Source organism: Microtetraspora fusca (assembly GCF_001570365.1).
Classification (GTDB): domain Bacteria; phylum Actinomycetota; class Actinomycetes; order Streptosporangiales; family Streptosporangiaceae; genus Microtetraspora; species Microtetraspora fusca.
This window is the reverse complement of the sequence record NZ_BBYK01000038.1, coordinates 138,360-155,187: the sequence shown is the minus strand read 5'-3', so window position 1 is coordinate 155,187 and position 16,828 is coordinate 138,360. Positions and strand designations below refer to the sequence as shown.

The following is a 16,828-nucleotide window of genomic DNA, read 5'->3' as shown; positions in this document are numbered from 1 at the left end:
GATGACGGCGCGCGAGCTGACCGACCTGATCGAGGCGGGCGAGCGGCGCATCGGGTGGGCGCGGCGGTCGATGCCGGTGCTCACCGCGATCGCCGCGCGCTTCGCCGACGAGCGGCCGCTGGACGGCCTGCGCGTCGCCGCCTGCCTGCACGTGACGGCGGAGACCGCCGTCCTGATGGGCGCGCTCCGGGCGGGCGGCGCGGAGATCGCGCTGGCCGCCTCCAACCCGCTGTCCACGCAGGACGACGTCGCCGCCGCCCTCGGCGGGTACGGCATCGCCGTACGCGCCCGGGCCGGGGTGGACATGGAGACCTACTACCGGCACATCCACCAGACGCTGGACGTCCCCCCGGACATCGTGCTCGACGACGGGGGCGACCTGGTCAACATCCTGCACACCCAGCGCTCGGAGCTCGCCGTGCGCGGCGGCTGTGAGGCGACCACGACCGGGATCATCCGGTTGCGCCAGATGGCCGCCGAGGGTGCGCTGAGGTTTCCCGTCGTCGCGGTCAACGACACCCGCACCAAGCGGATGTTCGACAACCGGTACGGCACCGGGCAGTCCACCCTCGACGGCATCATGCGCGCCACGAACGCGCTGCTCGCCGGGCGGACCGTCGTCGTCGCCGGCTTCGGGTTCTGCGGGCGCGGCGTGGCCGAGCGGGCCAAGGGGCTCGGCGCGCGGGTGATCGTCACTGAGATCGACCCGGTGAAGGGGCTCGACGCGGCGCTCCAGGGCTACGAGGTGCTCCCGATGGGGCGGGCCGCCGAGGTGGGCGACGTGTTCGTCACCGTCACCGGCAACCGCGACGTCGTCCGCGGCGAGCACCTGGCCGCGATGAAGGACGGCGTCATCCTGGCCAACGCGGGCCACTTCGACGTCGAGATCGACGTCCGCGCCCTGGAGGCGCTGGCCGATTCAGTGAACTACGGGGTGCGCCCCAACGTGGACGAGTACGTCCTGGCGGACGGCAGGCGGCTTCTCCTGCTCGCCGAGGGCCGCCTCGTCAACCTGACCGCCGCCGAGGGACACCCGGCCGCCGTCATGGACATGTCGTTCTCCGCCGAGGCCCTGGCCGTCGCCTGGCTCGCCGGCGAGGCGGACCGGCTGCCGCCCGGCGTGTACGACGTGCCCGCCGACATCGACGCCGAGGTGGCCAGGCTCAAGCTCGCGGCGACCGGCATCGCGATCGACGCGCTGACCGCCGAGCAGGAGGACTACCTGCACTCCTGGCGCGCCGGCTCCTGAGTACGGACGTACGGGGTTTCGAACACCTTCGGGCGAGCCGTCGCGTCACCCCGCGACTCCTGCCGTGCGGGCTCCTGAGCCTTGTTAGTCGGATGGAGGCGGCTCAGTCGGATGGAGGCGGCCGGCCGACTCTGTCCCTCTGCGGCCGGCCGCCTCCACCCTGCCCCCTTGCGGGCATGCCCCCATAACCCGCAGGTCGTCACATGTGCCCTGCTTTGCGGCTTCTACACCTCAATTTGGCGGGACGAATCCCCCCGGGGTGGGACCGGCGGGATCCGAAGGCGGGGGCGGGGTCACGGGAGCCGGCGGGCCGCCCCGGGGAGCGCCGCCGTATGTGCCGCTGTGAGGAGCGCCTGCGTACGGGGACCCGCCGTAGGGCGCGCCCGCGTGCGGAGCCGCGCCGTACGCGCCTCCGAAGGACGGCGCCGCGGCCCTGGCCCGGGTGAGGCGCAGTTCCTCGCGGCGGCGTCGCTCCGCCAGCACGGCGGCGAGATAGGTGTGCGGCGGCAGGCCGGGCGGCGGCGGGGGAGCGACCACGGCGGACACCTGGCCCGCGATCCGGACGCCCATCTGGTGCCGTACGTCGGGGCCGAGCTGGTACCACCGGCTCAGGTACTGCCGGGCCGTGTCGGCCAGCTCGCCGGTGAGCTGCGACAGCTCCAGCGAGGCGGCCCACGGCGCGAGCCCCGGCGGCATCTCCGGCGGCGGCTCCTGGCGCGGCCCGCGCTCGGAGATGACGATCGTGCCCGCGAAGACGTCTCCCAGCCGCTTGCCCCGCTGGTTGACCAGCGACGTGATGAGCGCGGGCGCGCCGAAGAACATCCAGAACTCCAGGAAGCCCGCGAGCCCCCGGAACAGCGCCTGCCGGAACCGCTCGGGCCCGCCGTCGTCGCCGACCACGCGCAGGCCCATCGCCAGCTTGCCGAGGCTGCGCCCCCTGCTCGCGGTCTCGAAGGCGACGGGGTAGCCCACCAGCACGAGCACCGTCAGCAGGATCATCAGCCCCGCCGTCATGGCCGTGTCCGTGACCAGCGACGCGCTGCCCAGCAGGATGTACATCACGATGAGGGCGGCCCACTGCACGACCCAGTCGATGAGGAGCGCGACGCCCCGCGTGGGGAGCTGCGCGATCCGCACCTCGACGACGACGGCCTCGCCGGTCACAACATCGGCCACATACCGCACCCTACTGGGGCATTAGCGATCGATAGAGTGCCCACCGTGGACATCGATGCGTTCGTCGCGGCCCACCGGCCCACCTGGGACCGGCTGGAGGACCTGGTACGGCGCCGTCGCCGGCTCGCCGGGCCCGAGGTGGACGAGCTCGTCGAGCTGTACCAGCGGGTCGCGACCCACCTGTCCGTCGTCCGTTCGGCCTCGACCGACGCCGTCCTGGTCGGCCGGCTCTCCTCGCTGGTGGCGCGGGCCCGCTCGGCCGTGACCGGGGCGCACACGCCCGCCTGGCGGGAGGCGGTCCGGTTCTTCACCGTCTCGTTCCCCGTCGTCGCCTACCGCGCCCGGCGCTGGTGGCTCGGGGCCGCCCTGGCCTCGCTCGTGGTCGCGTACGTGATGGGCGCCTGGGTGGCGGGCAACCCCGACGTGCAGGCGGCCGTCGGCACGCCCGAGGAGATCAGGCGGCTGGTCGACCACGACTTCGCCGACTACTACTCGGAGAACCCGGCCACCTCGTTCGCCGGCCAGGTGTGGGTCAACAACGCCTGGGTGTCGGCGCAGGTCATCATCTCGGCCGTCCTCCTCGGGCTGCCGATCCCGTACATCCTGTGGCAGAACGCCGCCAACGTGGGCCTCATCGGCGGGCTGATGACGGCGTACGACAAGGCGGACGTGTTCTGGGGGCTGATCCTCCCGCACGGCCTGCTTGAGCTGACCGCGGTGTTCCTCGCCGCCGGGGTGGGGCTGCGGCTCGGCTGGACGGTCATCGACCCGGGGCCGCGCCGGCGGGGCGAGGCGCTGGCGGAGCAGGGGCGGGCGGTGATGAGCGTCGCCCTCGGCCTCGTCGTCGTCCTGCTGGTCTCCGGGCTGATCGAGGCGGGCGTCACGCCCTCCGGGTTGCCGACCTGGGCACGGATCGGCATCGGCGTGCTGGCCGAGGTCCTCTTCCTGGTCTACGTGGCCGTGTTCGGCCGCCGGGCCGCCCGCGCGGGCGAGACCGGCGACATCGAACACGCCCCCGACCTCGCCCCCACCGCCTAATAGGAGCACGCCTGGCGGGCACGCCGCTCGTCCCCGTCAGGTGACAGGCGTGACGTCCTGGTTCGAACCGCCCCACAGTCACGCGAGGGGCGCGGCGGTGTCTGGACTGAGGAACGAGTGGGAGCGAGGGACGTGAGGGGCGCGGCGGTGAAGTAACCGACGAGCGAGCGGGCGAGGGACGAGCCCCGAGCGAGGAGGGCACGAGCCGACTTCGGGCGCCCCGAACCGCCGAGCGAAGCGAGGCCAATAGGCACAGCGACTCCGAGTGACGAGGGAAGACATCGCCTGAGGGCGCCCCGAGCCCGCGCGAGCGAAGCGAGCGCAAAAACTACAGGCGGCCGGCGGCCTTCAGTGCCAGGTAGGCGTCGGCGAGCGCCGGGGCGAGCTCCTCCGGCGGCGCGTCCACCACCTCGACCCCCTGCCCGCGCAGCCGGGCGGTGATCCAGCGCCGCTCGCCGCGCAGCCGCTCGGCCGCCGCCGCGTCGTAGACCAGCTCCGCCGTGCCCCGGCCGGAGGCCATGTCCGCCACCCGCGGGTCGGCGACGGCCGCGACCAGCACCGTGTGGCGGGACGACAGCCGCGGCAGGACCGGCAGCAGGCCCTCCTCCATCGCGGCGGCGTTCAGGTCGGTCAGCAGCACGACCAGGCAGCGGCGCTTCGCCCTGGCCAGCACGGCGGAGACCATCCCCGGAGCGTCGGCCTCCACCAGCTCCGCCTCGATCGGGGCCATCGCGTTGACCAGCGACGACAGCAGGTCGTTTCGGGACGTCCCGGACAGCCAGGCGCGCACCGTGCGGTCGTGGGCGAGGAAGTCCACCCGGTCGCCCGCCCGCGCCGCGAGGGCGGCGAGCAGCAGCGCGGCGTCCATCGACCAGTCCAGCCGGGGCCAGCCGGACGGCTGCCCGGGGTGGGGCGCCACGCCCACGCGTCCGGCCGACGTACGGCCCGTGTCCAGGACGATCAGCACCCGCCGGTCGCGTTCCGGACGCCATGTGCGCACCACGACATCGCTGCGCCGGGCGCTGGCCCGCCAGTCGATCGAGCGCACGTCGTCGCCGACCACGTACTCGCGGAGCGAGTCGAACTCGGTGCCCTGGCCCCGGACGAGCGCCGGGTGGCGGCCGTCCAGCTCCCGCAGCCGGGCCAGCTTGCCGGGCAGGTGCTTGCGGCTGAGGAACGGCGGCAGCACCCGCACCGACCACGGGACCAGGTGCGATCCCTGGCGGGCGGCCAGGCCCAGCGGGCCGACCGACCGTACGGTGACGGTGACCGCCTCCCGGTCGCCCCTGCGCGTCGGCGTCAGCGTGGTGACCAGGCGGCGGCGCTGCCCCGCGGGGACGTCCAGCTTCAGGTGACGCGGCGCCGCCCCCGCCGACGGAGGCCACGCGTCGCGCACCACGCCCCTGACCCGGCGCCGGCCGGGGTTCTCCACGACCAGTCCCACCGCGACCGACTCGCCGAGCCGTACCAGCCGCTCGCCGTCGCGGTGGAGGCGCAGCCCGCGCACACCGCCGGCGAGCAGCAGGTCGACCGCCACGAGTACGGCGAGCAGCAACGCGAGCCCCAGCACGGCCACAGACGGGTCGGGCGCCAGCAGCACCACGAGCGCGCCCAGCGCCGCGAGCAGGCCCGCACGTCCGGTCAGCGCCACCGCCGCGTCCCTCCGTTCATCGCTTCGCGCGTCATCAGCGGGGGACGGGGACGCCGGCGAGGATGCCGTCCAGGACGCCGTCCGGGGTCGCGCCCTCCAGCTCGGCCTCGGGACGGAGCTGCACGCGGTGCCGCAGCGCGGGCCGGGCGAGCGCCTTCACGTCGTCCGGCGTCACGTACGAGCGGCCGGACAGCCAGGCCCAGGCCCGGGCGGCGGCCAGCAGCGCCGTGGCGCCGCGCGGGGACACCCCGAGCTGCAGCGAGGGCGAGTTCCGGGTGGCGCGGGCCAGATCGACGATGTAGCCGAGCACCTCCGCGCCCACGTGGACCTGCTTGACCGCCTCCCGGCCCGCGTCCAGGTCGGCGGCGGACGCGACGGCGGCGACCGACGAGAGGTCGCGCGGGTCGAAGCCGAGGGCGTGCCGCTCCAGCACGGCGATCTCCTGCTCGCGCGGCGGCAGCGGCACGGTCAGCTTGAGCAGGAACCGGTCGAGCTGGGCCTCGGGAAGCTGGTAGGTGCCCTCGTACTCGATCGGGTTCTGCGTCGCCACCACGATGAACGGGTCGGGCAGCTTGCGGGCCGCGCCGTCCACGCTGACCTGGCGCTCCTCCATCGCCTCAAGGAGGGCGGCCTGGGTCTTCGGCGGGGTCCGGTTGACCTCGTCGGCGAGCAGCAGGTTGGTGAAGACCGGCCCCTCGCGGAACTCGAACTCCGCCGTTCTGGCGTCGTACACGAGCGAGCCGGTCACGTCGCCGGGCATCAGGTCGGGCGTGAACTGCACCCGCTTGAAGTCCAGCGACAGCGTCGCGGCGAGCGTGCGGACCAGCAGCGTCTTGGCCACGCCGGGGACGCCTTCGAGCAGCACGTGCCCCCGGCACAGCAGCGCGATCACCAGCCCGGTGACGACCGAGTCCTGTCCCACCACCGCCTTGGCGACCTCGGCGCGCAACGTGGCGAGCGCCTCGCGGGCCGCGTCCGCCCCCGGGGAGCCGGGTGTAGATGTGGTCAAGAGTCCCGTACCTGCCTTTCGAGTGTGTCGAGCTGTGCGGCGAGGGCCACCAGGGCGCCGTCGTCGGCGGGCGCCGGCCCGTACATCGCGGAGCGCACCTCCGGCGCCTCCCGCCCGGTCCGTACGGCGGCCGCCGCGACGATCTCCTCGGGTGAGGCCGTCGGGGGCAGCCCCAGGCGGGGGGCCATCCGGTCGATGGCGGCGGCGCGCAGCGCCTGCGCGGCCCGGTCCCTCGCCCGCCGCGACCGGTAGAGGCGACCGCGCCCCTCCACGGTCTCGGACGCCCGGACGACCACCGGCAGCCGCTCGGCGACGACCGGACCGAGGCGGCGTCCTCGCCACACGGCGACCACGGCCACCGCGACGGCCAGTTGCAGGATCGCCCACGGTACGGCGTCCGGGATGAGCTCGCCCAGCGTCTTGTTTCCGCCGGTGCCGGTCACGCCGGACGTCGGCTCCTCGGGGGCGGTGAGCCAGATCAGCCGGGGCTTCGTCCCGGCCAGGTTCAGCGCGAGCGCGGCGTTGCCGTCCTCGCCGAGGCGCTGGTTCGTCATGAACGCGCTGTCGCCGACCACGGTGACGGTCGCGCCGTCCACGGTGTGCCGCACGAGCGTCGGCCGCCCCGCCGCCGGATAGCAGCCGGTGGCGCCCTCCGGGACCGTGAACGACACGCCGCCGATGAAGGCGCTGCCCGCGCGGGTCGCCTCGGGGAGCGCGCACTGCGGCTCGCGGGACCTGGACCGGACGTCCTTTCCGGTGAGCACGCCCTTGGCCAGGATGTCGAGGTGCGTCTGGTGCCCCGCGATCAGCCGGTCCCCGCCGGACGCGGCGATCGCGCGCGCGTCGTCCGCGCTGAGCGCGACGGTGTCACCGATGAGGAGCTGGCTGTCCGGGCCCGCGCTCGCGGCCATCGCGGAGACGCTCTCCACCCGCTCGACGGACACGCCGTGCCGCCGGAGCAGCTCCGCGAGCGCCTTGCCGCCCAGGAGTGAGGAGTCGGCCGGATCGAGCGGGCGGTCCCGCGTGTCCGGCGACGACACCAGCACGGGGACCATCGCGGTCACGAGCACCAGCAACGCGATCACGAGCACGCCGCGCCCGCCTCGCCACACGCTCCGGGCCGTCGGAGAGGTGGAGACCGACGTCGGCGGGGTCACGGCGCTCACGCGTCCGCCCCCAGGCTCACCCGGGCCGCCGCGAGGCGCCCGTCCAGCTCCGCCACGCTCGCGTAGCCTTCTCTGCTGCCCGGGGCCTCGCCGTACGTGACGTCGTCGAAGAGCCGCGCGGCGGCGGTCAGCGCGGCGGCGTGGGCGGGCAGCACCCGTCCGGCGTCCGCGGCCAGCTCGACGGCGGTACGGCCCGGCATGGGGGTGAGGACGGCCCGCTCCTCCAGGTCGCGGGCGACCGCCCGGAGCCGCTCCCTGATCGCCTCGGCCCAGTTCCCGGCGGCCGCCAGCCGCTCGGCCTCGGCCCGGTGCTCGGCGGCCGTGCGCACGCCGCCGCCGAGGAGGCCCTCCTCCACGGCCCGGCGGGACCGGGACACGCGGCGCAGCGACCACAGCAGCAGCGCCGCCAGCAGGACGATCACCGCGACGATGACGATCAGCGCGACCACGCCCCCGGCCTGCCCTCCGGGCGCGCTGTCGAACAGGTCGCCGAGGAACTGCGTCAGGTGCCGCCACAACCGGTCGACCAGGGACTCCTGCTGGTATCCCGAGCGCAGTAATTCCTTCGCGGCCTCCTGCCCGGCCTCGTCGCGGCCGAGGTCCAGCGGGGGGCCGGAAGGGCCGAGCGCCGCCAGGGCCGCGGCCGGCGCGGATGCGGGCAGGGTCACAGCCGGGGACCGCCCGGAGGCGCGCCGTACCCGCCCCACCCGTCCTGACCCGGGCCGGTGCCGTACGGGCCGTACGCGGAGGCCCCGGCGCCGGCCGCCGCGGCGTTGGACGGGTCCCACAGGTCGTCCACCGAGGAGTGGACCCAGCCCTGCGTCTGGTTCTGCGCCGCGGCCGAGCGCAGCACGAGGTCGAACGCCTCCGCCCGCATCCGCCGGTCGGCGTACAGCAGGCCGTTCACGCCGGCCTGGAAGGGATAGGTGATCATCGCGCTCAGCGTGCTGCCGAGGGCGGTGAGGAGGGTGACCAGCACGGCCACCCCCGCCGACGAGCCGCCCATCAGGCCGACCAGCGTGCCGGCGAGTGAGAACGGGAAGGCCAGGATGGAGCCGATGATCCCGGCGAGCAGCCCGGTCAGCAGCACGATGCCGAAGATCCGCCACGAGTCGCCCCTGACCAGCCCCCACGAGCGGCGCATCGCGTCCACCGGGCCGCGCCCCTCCAGCACGACCGCCGGCGCCGACAGCGCGAACTTGGTGCTGAAGAACAGCGCGTACACGATGTAGGCGACGAAGCACAGCATGAGGAGGCCGACCCAGCCGAGGACGCCGGAGGAGTCCGTGGTCGGGTCCAGGGCTCCGGACGCGATCAGTCCGATGAACACGGCGGAGATGAGCAGCACGGGCAGGATCAGGACCAGGCCTTCGAGCACCACGAGGCCGAACAGCGCGGGGAGCCGACGCCTGGTCAGCCGCCAGGCCTCGCCGACGGTGATCCTCCCGCCGAACACCGCGCGGCCGAGCACCCGGGTCATGATGCCGGTCAGGATCGTGGTCGCCACGAACGTCAGCGCCATCGAGATCAGCGCGCCGAGGAACTGCGCGGCCACCCCGCCCAGCGCGTCGGCCGTCCCGACCGCCTCGGGGTCGGCGAGCAGCGCCGACGAGGAACGCACGTAGATCGCCTGCCCGGCCGACACCGGGAGCGTGGTGATCGCCGCCACGATCGCCGACAGGCCGAGGGTGGCCTTCGGGTGCGACCGCACCATCTTGATCGTGCCGTCGAGGATGTCGCCGAGGGCCAGCGGCCGCAGCGGGACGATCCCCGGCCGGGGCGCCTGCGGCGGCGGCCGGAACCCCTGCGGCCCCGGGCCGTACGCGCCGTAGGAGCCGTATCCGCCCGGCTGCCCGCCGTACTGCGACTGCCCGTACGGCTGGCCCTGCGGCGGCGGGGGCGGGGGAGGAGGCGGCGGCGTCTTGCCCGGCCCGCCCGGCCCGCCCGGGGCGGCCCAGGAGGATCCCGGGGTTCCCCGGAACGCCGGAGGCTGGTCGGACGCCCAACCGGGCGGCACATCGGGGGCGGGGCCGTCGTGGTCAGGGCCGTCTGTCATGTCCCAATCCTGGCATGATGTACGACCTCCCGGCAGGGAGAGACGGCGCGGGAAAGCCCGATCCCGCCCGCGTGAACGCCGCTTCCATGATCGAAATAGCGAAACGATCAAGGGCTCCGCACGCGGATCCGTGCGGGAATTCCCGTTCGGCCGGGCAAAGGACGTGGTGCGGCCCTGGCCGCATTTGGTCACATCATCGCGCGTTCCGCCCCGTGCGCCTAAACTCCTTCCTTTGTCATGGTCGTGTATCGCTCATACGGTCGCCACGGTAGCCTTCCGATGAACGTGTGATATCGCCCATATCTCTCAAATTGCGTAGAACGAATGAGGGGCCATGAAAGGACGCGTGCTGGTCGTCGATGACGATGCCGCTCTCGCCGAGATGCTCGGCATCGTGTTGCGCGGGGAGGGATTCGAGCCGTCCTTCGTCTCCGACGGCGACAAGGCGCTCGACGCATTCCGGGACACGCGGCCTGATCTGGTCCTTCTCGACCTGATGCTCCCCGGCGCCGACGGCATCGACGTGTGCCGCCGCATCCGCGCCGAGTCCGGCGTGCCGATCGTCATGCTGACGGCCAAGAGCGACACCATCGACGTCGTGCTCGGGCTGGAGTCCGGCGCCGACGACTACATCGTCAAGCCGTTCAAGCCGAAGGAGCTCGTCGCCCGGGTGCGCGCCCGGCTGCGCCGCACCGACGAGCCGACCCCCGAGATCCTCCAGATCGGGGACATCACCATCGACGTCGCCGGACACTCGGTCAAGCGCGGCGAGGAGACCATCAACCTGACGCCGCTGGAGTTCGACCTGCTGGTGGCCCTGGCCCGCAAGCCGCGCCAGGTCTTCACCCGCGAGGTCCTGCTGGAGCAGGTCTGGGGCTACCGCCACGCGGCCGACACCCGGCTGGTCAACGTGCACGTCCAGCGGCTCCGCGCCAAGATCGAGAAGGACCCCGAGCACCCCGAGATCGTCGTCACGGTCCGCGGTGTCGGGTACAAGGCCGGCCCCGCCTAGCCTCCCGGCCGACCCGCGATGCCCGCCCCCGCCAAACACCCCCTCCGGAGGAGCCCACGCCAGATCGCGCGCGGCGTCCGCCGGAGGGCCCGGCGCGCCGCGCGCCGGGCCCGCGGCGTGTGGCGGCGCTCGCTCCAGCTCCAGGTGGTGACCAGCACCCTGGTCATCTCGATGACCGTGGTCGTGGTCCTCGGCGTCTTCCTGATGCAGTCCATCGTCAAGTCCATGGTCGACGGCCGCAGGAACGTCGCCGTCGCCGAGGCCGCCGCGAACGTCACCACCATCTCGGGCTACTTGGAGAACCCCCCACTCGCCGGCGACTCCAGCAAGCAGCAGGCGTCCGGGGACGGTGCGGCGACCTCCTCGGACAACCCCGTGGACGTGGTCGCCAAGAGCCTCGCCGAGCGGGCCGGCTCCCGCTACAGCGTGGTCATCCGCAACGAGTCGGCGGTGGGCGAGGACCGGGCGACCGGCAACATCGACTGGCGGAGCGTTCCCGAGAAGATGCGCGACAAGGTGCGCAAGCTCGGCCCGCTGGACCCGCCCTACGCCCAGATCGGCGTCCCGCTGCACTTCCTCGGCAAGGCCCCCGAGATCGGCATGGTGGTCGGCGCCAAGGTCGTCTCGTACAACGGCACCGTCTACGAGATCTACCACCTCTTCCCGATGGGCGAGGAGGAGCGGACCCTGTCGTCCATCAGGCAGCTCCTCATCGTCGTCGGCGCCGTCCTCGTGCTGCTGCTCGCCGCCATCGCCTCGCTGGTCACCCGGCAGGTCGTCACGCCGGTACGGCTCGCCCGCCAGGCGGCGGAACGGCTCGCGGCCGGCCGCCTGGAGGAGCGGCTCAAGGTGCGCGGCGAGGACGACCTGGCCCGGCTGGCCACGTCGTTCAACGAGATGGCGTCCAACCTCGCCGTCAAGATCCACCAGCTTGAGGAGCTGTCCCAGGTCCAGCGGCAGTTCGTGTCCGACGTGTCGCATGAGCTGCGCACCCCGCTGACCACGGTCAGGATGGCCGCCGACCTGCTGTACGAGAGCCGCGACGACTTCGAACCGGCGGCCAGGCGCTCCGCCGAGCTGATGCAGAACCAGCTCGAACGCTTCGAGTCGATGCTCGCCGACCTGCTGGAGATCAGCAGGTACGACGCGGGAGCCGCGACGCTCGACCTGGATCCGGTGGACATGCGCGACGTGGTGCTGAGCGCGATCGGCGACTCCGAGGCGCTGGCCGAGCAGCACGCGACCCGCTTCGAGCTGCGCCTGCCGAGCGAGCCCTGCATGGCCGAGGTGGACAGCCGCCGGGTGGAGCGCATCCTGCGCAACCTGCTCTTCAACGCGATCGAGCACGGCGAGGGCAAGGACATCGTCGTCACGCTTGGCGGCGACCGGGACGCCGTGGCGGTCGCCGTACGCGACCACGGCGTGGGGTTGAAACCGGGCGAGGAGAACATGGTCTTCGACCGGTTCTGGCGGGCCGACCCCTCGCGGGCCAGGACCATCGGGGGCACGGGGCTCGGCCTGGCCATCTCGCGCGAGGACGCGCTGCTGCACGGGGGCTGGCTCCAGGCGTGGGGGTCGCCGGGGGAGGGGACCCAGTTCCGGCTGTCGCTCCCGCGTCAGGCGGGGGCGGAGCTGAAGGGGTCGCCGCTCCCCCTCGTCCCGCCCGAGGTCGAGATGCGGCGGAGCTGGCGCGGTCACGTGCCCGCGCTGCCCACGGGGATGGGGGACGGGGGCGTCTTCGATGTGGACTAGGTCGGGCCCGCTCAGGTACGCGGCGGCAGCGGTCACCGCGCTCGCGCTCGCGGGCGGCGGGACGGCGTGCGCCATCATCCCGACCAGCGGGAGCCCCATCCCGGCCAAGGAAGAGAGCAACAGCGACCCGCTCAACGCGCCGTACGTGCGGATGATCGCCGCGCCGCCGCGGCCCGGCGCCCAGCCGCGCGACATCGTCGCGGGCTTCCGCGCCGCGATGTCGAGCGTGGAGGACCCCGGCTGGAAGATCGCCAGGCAGTACCTCACCGGCGACGCGCTCACCGAGTGGGATCCCGCGAGCGGTGTCACCGTCTTCGACGGGGCCGGCCCCAAGCAGGAGAACGACGGCGACGGCGTCACCATGACCTTCCACGGCACGGTCGCCGCGACCATCGACGGCGAGGGGCGCTACCAGGACCTCACGCTCACCGGCGTCGAACGGGACGTGACGTTCGGGCTCAGCAAGGTCGGCCAGGAATGGCGCATCTCCTCCGCGCCGCCGGGGCTGCTCCTCTCGTCCGCCGACGTCAAGCGCGCGTACGGGGCGTTCGACGTCTACTACCCGGACGTCAGCGGCAGGTGGCTCATCGCCGACCACGTCGCCATCCCGATCGATCCGAGCGAGAGCCAGGTGGAGACCCTGGTGCGGTGGCTGCTGCGCGGCCCCGGCCGGTCGCTGCGCGGCGCGGTGGGGAACGTCCTCCCTTCGGGTACCCGGCTGATCCGCGTCGTCGCCGACGGCGACAGCGTGATCCTCGACTTCACCTCCTCGATGGCGGTGATCGGCGACCGGCTCGACCAGTTCAGGGCGGTCTGTGCGCAGCTCGCCTGGACGCTCAACCAGGTCATCCCCGGCCAGAGCATCCAGATCCAGGTGAACGGGGAGCCGCTCCCCGGGGACGGCCGCAGCATCAAGTGGCAGAACTACCCCGAGTTCAATCCCGCCGTTCTCACCGGCGAGCAGCCCGCCTACTTCATGAGGGGCGGGGTGCTGCGCCGGATCGACCACGAAGCGGACGACCCCGTGGTCGAGGGCGCGGCGGGCCAGAAGACCATGGGCTTCTCCTCCCCGGCGATCTCCGGCACCGACCGGAAGGCCAAGGTGGCCGCGCTCGGCGACGACGGCGCCGTCTACGTCACCTCCATGGCCGAGGACAGCCGCTGGGACAAGTGGATCGGCGGGGCGAAGGGCAGCATCCTCACCCCACCCTCCTGGGACCGGTACGGCGCCGTGTGGACGGCCGAGAACATCCCCGGCGAGCTGCGCGTCTGGACCGCGTACGGCGCGGCGCCGCAGCGGGTTCTCATCCCGGCCGACATCGCCGCGGCCAACGTCGAGGCGCTCCGCGTCTCCCGCGACGGGGCCCGTGTGGCGATGATCGTCGACAGCGGCCACGGACCCGAGGTGCGGACCGGCCCGATCCTCCGGGACGAGGGCAACCTGCGGATCGGCGAGCTGCGGACGCTGGTGGAGGCCAAGGAGGGCCAGCGCATCTACGACGTCGCCTGGAAGGACGGCCAGCACGTCGTCGTCCTGTCCGAGAGAAAGAAGGGCGGCGGCCGCGTCTACACCGCGTACTCCGTGACCGACGGGCGGTCCGAGGAGCCCAAGTCGGCCGCGCAGGTGTCCAGCATCAGCGCTGCGGGGGACTCCTTGCTCGCCGGCAGCGACGACGGCGGCGACGGCGGCGAGGTCCTGTCCTGGGACGGCAAGAAGAGCGAGTGGGTGACCGAGGCCAAGGACGGCGCGAGCACCCCCGTCTACCCCCTCGGCTGACAGACGGTCTGAGGGGGCTGTACCGGGGCGTGACCGGCCGGAACGGGAGCAGCGCCGGGCCGGAACTGTCGGTGGTCCCTGGCAGGGTGGGCGGGTGCTCGCGGCCCTGCTCGACCTGGTCCTGCCGCCCCGCTGCGCCGGGTGCGGCGAGCCCGGCGCGCTTGTCTGCCCGCTCTGCCTGGAGGAGATCCTCCGCGAGCCGGCGCCGCGCCCACCCGACCCGGCTCCTCCCGACCTGCCCGAGTGCTGGTCGGCGACCTGTTACGACGGCGCCGCCCGCCGTGTCCTGCTGGCCTACAAGGAGCGCGGCCGTACGGCCCTGGCTCCTCTGCTGTCGGCGGTCCTGGCCGAGGTCGCGGAGAGCGCCCTCGCGGCCCACGCCTGGCGTCCCTCCGTCGACACGGGGCGCGTCGGAGCCGAACGCGGCGGGCCGGCGGGGCGGTCCGCGGCCGCGGCTCGGGGCGCGCTGCCCGGCCAGATCGCCCTGGTGCCCGTGCCCAGCGCCCGCGCCGCGTCGCGGAGGCGCGGCCACGACCCAGTCGGCGTGATCACGTCCGGGGCGGCGAAACTGCTGCGGCGGCGCGGGCTTCCGGTCGCCGCCGCGCCGATGCTGCGGCAGGGCCGCCGGGTGGCGGACCAGGCGGGCCTCAGCTCCACGCAGCGGGCCGCCAACCTGCGGGACGCATTCGTGGTAGTCCCCGGCCGTACCGGCACTGCACGGCCCTCTGGGGGCCGCGTGGGCGCCGTCCTGCTGGTCGACGACATCGTCACCACCGGCGCGACCCTCGCGGAGGCGGCCCGCGCCGTACGGGAGGCCGGCGCAGAGGTGCCGCTGGCGATCACCGTCGCCGCCACGCCGAGAACCCGGGCCAGGGACCGGAATCCGGCGGCGCGACACGCCGGGGAGACATAGATCACGCGGTTGACGGAGGGTAAAGAAACGATCGATCCAGGCCCTGTGTCCGATGCCACAACTTTGGTCCGTGATGGACAGGAAGTCCTGTTCAGCGGGCACTGATACCCCTGTGCGGCAGGGGTGAACCGTCCGCGCCGGACCGGTGGCGCGGAGGGCGGATCCCCCTGGAGGTCACCGGCTGTGATCAATCGGCGGGACACGCGGCTGACATTCGGCCCGGCAGCGACTAGCGTTCAGGACATGGCACCCGTTCGGGTCCGTGGTTGCGCCGGATCGACCCCCTTGAGGGGGCCGGTTCTGCTAGCCGATGCCAGCCGCAGGCGAAACGGTCCACGTAAGGCGACTCTTGGTCGTCCGATCACGGTGCGGCTTAGAGGTAAGTCCTGCCTTCCCGGGGGTCCAGATGTCCCCCGCAAGGAGAGAAGGGCGCTAGTGGCAAAGAGCTGCGAAACCCTCAGCAGGCGGATGTGGGGACGAAGACCAGGTCGGCCGGACGGGTGCCGCGAGCGCGTTGCGCTCTCCATCACAGTCGAGATGCGAAGGGGGGCTTTTGCGTGGACATCATCGTCAAGGGACGGCACACCGGTGTGAGTGACCGATTCCGTGAGCACGTGACCACGAAGCTGGCCAGAATCGAGCGACTGGACAACCGGCTCATCCGGGCGGACGTGGAAGTGTCCAAGGAGCGGAATCCTCGGATGAGCGATCAGCGGGAACGCGTGGAGCTGACGGTCCGCTCCCGAGGCCCGGCCATCCGCGCCGAGGCCGCGGCGGACGATCGCTTCGCGGCGCTGGACCTCGCGCTGGGCAAGCTGGAGGCGCGCATGCGCAAGCTTGCGGACCGGCGCAAGATCCATCACGGGAAGAGCTGCCCGCCCTCAGTGGGCGTCCTCACCGCCGGACTGGGCGAGGCCATACCGGAGGTCACCGAGCCCTCGCCCCAGGTTGAGCCCCGGACCGAGGTCCCGCAGCAGACTGCGTATGAGGAACCGATCGTACAGATCGAGATGGACGGCGAGGGGCCGCTCGTCGTCCGGGAGAAGTTCCACGAGGCCGACCCGATGACCATCGACCAGGCTCTGCTCGAGATGGAGCTCGTCGGGCACGACTTCTTCCTCTTCAGAGACAAGGAGAGCGGGCAGCCGAGCGTCGTCTACCGCCGGCGCGGCTACAACTACGGCGTGCTCAGATTGGTCGAGCGATAGGAGCCACCCGTGGATTCCGCGCCCCGCGGAATCCACGGGCCCGGCCCGCCCCCCGCGAACGAAGATCCTCTCTCGCGCCGGAAGCCGTGTAATGATGGCGATCCGGCTACCTTGACCCCCGCAAGGAGGAGAAGTGAGGGAGCGAAGCGGTGAGCCGATCCGTGTCCTCATCGTGGACGACCACGCGCTGATCCGCCGCAGCCTGGAGCTCGCGCTGGCGGCCGAGGACGACATCGAGGTGGTCGGCGAGGCGAGCGACGGCCAGGAGGCGGTGGAGCTCGCCGGCCGGTTGCTTCCCGACGTGGTGCTCATGGACGTCCGGATGCCCCGGCAGGACGGCATCGGGGCGACGAGGAGCATCAAGGAGTCGGTGCCGAGCACGCGGATCATCATGCTGACCGTGAGCGACGAGGAGGAGGACCTCTTCGACGCGATCAAGGCCGGCGCGACCGGCTACCTCCTCAAGGACGTCCAACTCGATGAGGTGCCCGACGCCGTGCGCGGCGTCCACGAGGGCCAGTCGCTCATCAACCCGGCGATGGCGGCCAAGCTGATCAGCGAGTTCCAGCACATGAGCCGCAAGGAGGCCGAACGGCCGCCGCAGCTCCCGGTGCCCCGGCTGACCGACCGCGAGATGGAGGTGCTCCGGCTGGTCGCCAAGGGCATGAACAACCGCGAGATCGCCAAGGACCTGTTCATCTCCGAGAACACCGTCAAGAACCACGTGCGCAACATCCTGGAGAAGCTCCAGCTGCACTCCCGGATGGAGGCGGTGGTCTACGCCGTCCGGGAGCGCCTGCTGGAGATCACCTGACGGTGGC

14 protein-coding genes are annotated in these 16,828 nt (G+C 72.9%); 8 read left to right on the top strand and 6 right to left on the bottom strand.

Features of this window, described 5'->3' with window-relative positions; translation table 11 throughout:
- Position 1 precedes the first annotated feature (1 nt).
- Positions 2-1,249 (top strand): adenosylhomocysteinase, encoded by a 1,248-nt coding sequence (locus AWQ68_RS00860; RefSeq protein WP_066932991.1) that lies wholly within the window; start codon positions 2-4, stop codon positions 1,247-1,249.
- A gap of 231 nt (positions 1,250-1,480) precedes the next feature.
- On the opposite strand, the gene AWQ68_RS00855 is transcribed toward AWQ68_RS00860, so the two are convergent.
- On the bottom strand, positions 1,481-2,425 hold the full coding sequence (locus AWQ68_RS00855) for an RDD family protein (RefSeq protein WP_066932988.1): 945 nt from the start codon (positions 2,423-2,425) through the stop codon (positions 1,481-1,483).
- 45 nt (positions 2,426-2,470) lie between these two features.
- On the opposite strand from AWQ68_RS00855, the gene AWQ68_RS00850 reads away from it, so the two are divergent.
- Positions 2,471-3,463: a stage II sporulation protein M gene (locus tag AWQ68_RS00850; RefSeq protein WP_066934110.1), complete on the top strand. Its 993-nt coding sequence runs from the start codon at positions 2,471-2,473 to the stop codon at positions 3,461-3,463.
- Between the two features lie 328 nt (positions 3,464-3,791).
- On the opposite strand, the gene AWQ68_RS00845 is transcribed toward AWQ68_RS00850, so the two are convergent.
- From AWQ68_RS00845 to AWQ68_RS00825, 5 genes are read right to left on the bottom strand one after another with little or no spacing between them, the layout of a single operon-like run.
- On the bottom strand, positions 3,792-5,114 hold the full coding sequence (locus AWQ68_RS00845) for a DUF58 domain-containing protein (protein WP_066932986.1): 1,323 nt from the start codon (positions 5,112-5,114) through the stop codon (positions 3,792-3,794).
- Positions 5,115-5,148: 34 nt separating this feature from the next.
- Positions 5,149-6,123 carry an AAA family ATPase gene (locus AWQ68_RS00840; RefSeq protein ID WP_066932983.1) on the bottom strand — a complete coding sequence of 325 codons (975 nt, stop codon included), beginning with the start codon at positions 6,121-6,123 and terminating at the stop codon, positions 5,149-5,151.
- Positions 6,120-7,289 carry a DUF4350 domain-containing protein gene (locus AWQ68_RS00835; RefSeq protein WP_084463530.1) on the bottom strand — a complete coding sequence of 390 codons (1,170 nt, stop codon included), beginning with the start codon at positions 7,287-7,289 and terminating at the stop codon, positions 6,120-6,122. Before AWQ68_RS00835 ends, AWQ68_RS00840 begins: the two co-directional genes overlap by 4 nt.
- The gene (locus AWQ68_RS00830; protein WP_245655687.1) at positions 7,286-7,957 is read right to left on the bottom strand and encodes a DUF4129 domain-containing protein; all 672 of its coding nucleotides are present in this window, start codon (positions 7,955-7,957) and stop codon (positions 7,286-7,288) included. Before AWQ68_RS00830 ends, AWQ68_RS00835 begins: the two co-directional genes overlap by 4 nt.
- The gene (locus AWQ68_RS00825; protein WP_066932980.1) at positions 7,954-9,345 is read right to left on the bottom strand and encodes a DUF7847 domain-containing protein; all 1,392 of its coding nucleotides are present in this window, start codon (positions 9,343-9,345) and stop codon (positions 7,954-7,956) included. Before AWQ68_RS00825 ends, AWQ68_RS00830 begins: the two co-directional genes overlap by 4 nt.
- Positions 9,346-9,679: 334 nt before the next feature.
- On the opposite strand from AWQ68_RS00825, the gene mtrA reads away from it, so the two are divergent.
- The 6 genes from mtrA to AWQ68_RS00795 all read left to right on the top strand — a co-directional run bounded on the left by mtrA (position 9,680) and on the right by AWQ68_RS00795 (position 16,821).
- Complete coding sequence (gene mtrA, locus AWQ68_RS00820) at positions 9,680-10,357, top strand: MtrAB system response regulator MtrA (RefSeq protein WP_030509347.1); 678 nt, start codon at positions 9,680-9,682, stop codon at positions 10,355-10,357.
- A gap of 18 nt (positions 10,358-10,375) precedes the next feature.
- Entirely contained in the window at positions 10,376-12,109 is a 1,734-nt protein-coding gene (gene mtrB, locus AWQ68_RS00815; protein ID WP_066932977.1) for an MtrAB system histidine kinase MtrB, read from the top strand.
- Positions 12,099-13,886, top strand: coding sequence for an LpqB family beta-propeller domain-containing protein (locus AWQ68_RS00810; protein WP_066932974.1), 1,788 nt, complete (start codon positions 12,099-12,101; stop codon positions 13,884-13,886). The genes mtrB and AWQ68_RS00810 overlap by 11 nt, the downstream gene beginning before the upstream one ends.
- Positions 13,887-13,980: 94 nt before the next feature.
- Positions 13,981-14,799: a ComF family protein gene (locus tag AWQ68_RS00805; protein ID WP_066932971.1), complete on the top strand. Its 819-nt coding sequence runs from the start codon at positions 13,981-13,983 to the stop codon at positions 14,797-14,799.
- A 557-nt stretch (positions 14,800-15,356) separates the two neighbouring features.
- Positions 15,357-16,007, top strand: a complete 651-nt coding sequence (gene hpf, locus AWQ68_RS00800; protein WP_066932968.1) for a ribosome hibernation-promoting factor, HPF/YfiA family — start codon at positions 15,357-15,359, stop codon at positions 16,005-16,007.
- 133 nt (positions 16,008-16,140) lie between these two features.
- Positions 16,141-16,821 carry a response regulator gene (locus tag AWQ68_RS00795; RefSeq protein ID WP_066932965.1) on the top strand — a complete coding sequence of 227 codons (681 nt, stop codon included), beginning with the start codon at positions 16,141-16,143 and terminating at the stop codon, positions 16,819-16,821.
- The last annotated feature ends 7 nt before the right edge of the window (positions 16,822-16,828 follow it).

What these genes read in the sequence shown, in the direction of transcription:
- AWQ68_RS00860 (WP_066932991.1), top strand. Translation starts at nt 2, where the DNA reads ATGACGGCGCGCGAGCTGACCGACCTGATCGAGGCGGGCGAGCGGCGC.
- mtrA (WP_030509347.1), top strand. Translation starts at nt 9,680, where the DNA reads ATGAAAGGACGCGTGCTGGTCGTCGATGACGATGCCGCTCTCGCCGAG.
- mtrB (WP_066932977.1), top strand. Translation starts at nt 10,376, where the DNA reads ATGCCCGCCCCCGCCAAACACCCCCTCCGGAGGAGCCCACGCCAGATC.
- AWQ68_RS00810 (WP_066932974.1), top strand. Translation starts at nt 12,099, where the DNA reads ATGTGGACTAGGTCGGGCCCGCTCAGGTACGCGGCGGCAGCGGTCACC.
- AWQ68_RS00825 (WP_066932980.1), bottom strand. Translation starts at nt 9,345, where the DNA reads ATGACAGACGGCCCTGACCACGACGGCCCCGCCCCCGATGTGCCGCCC.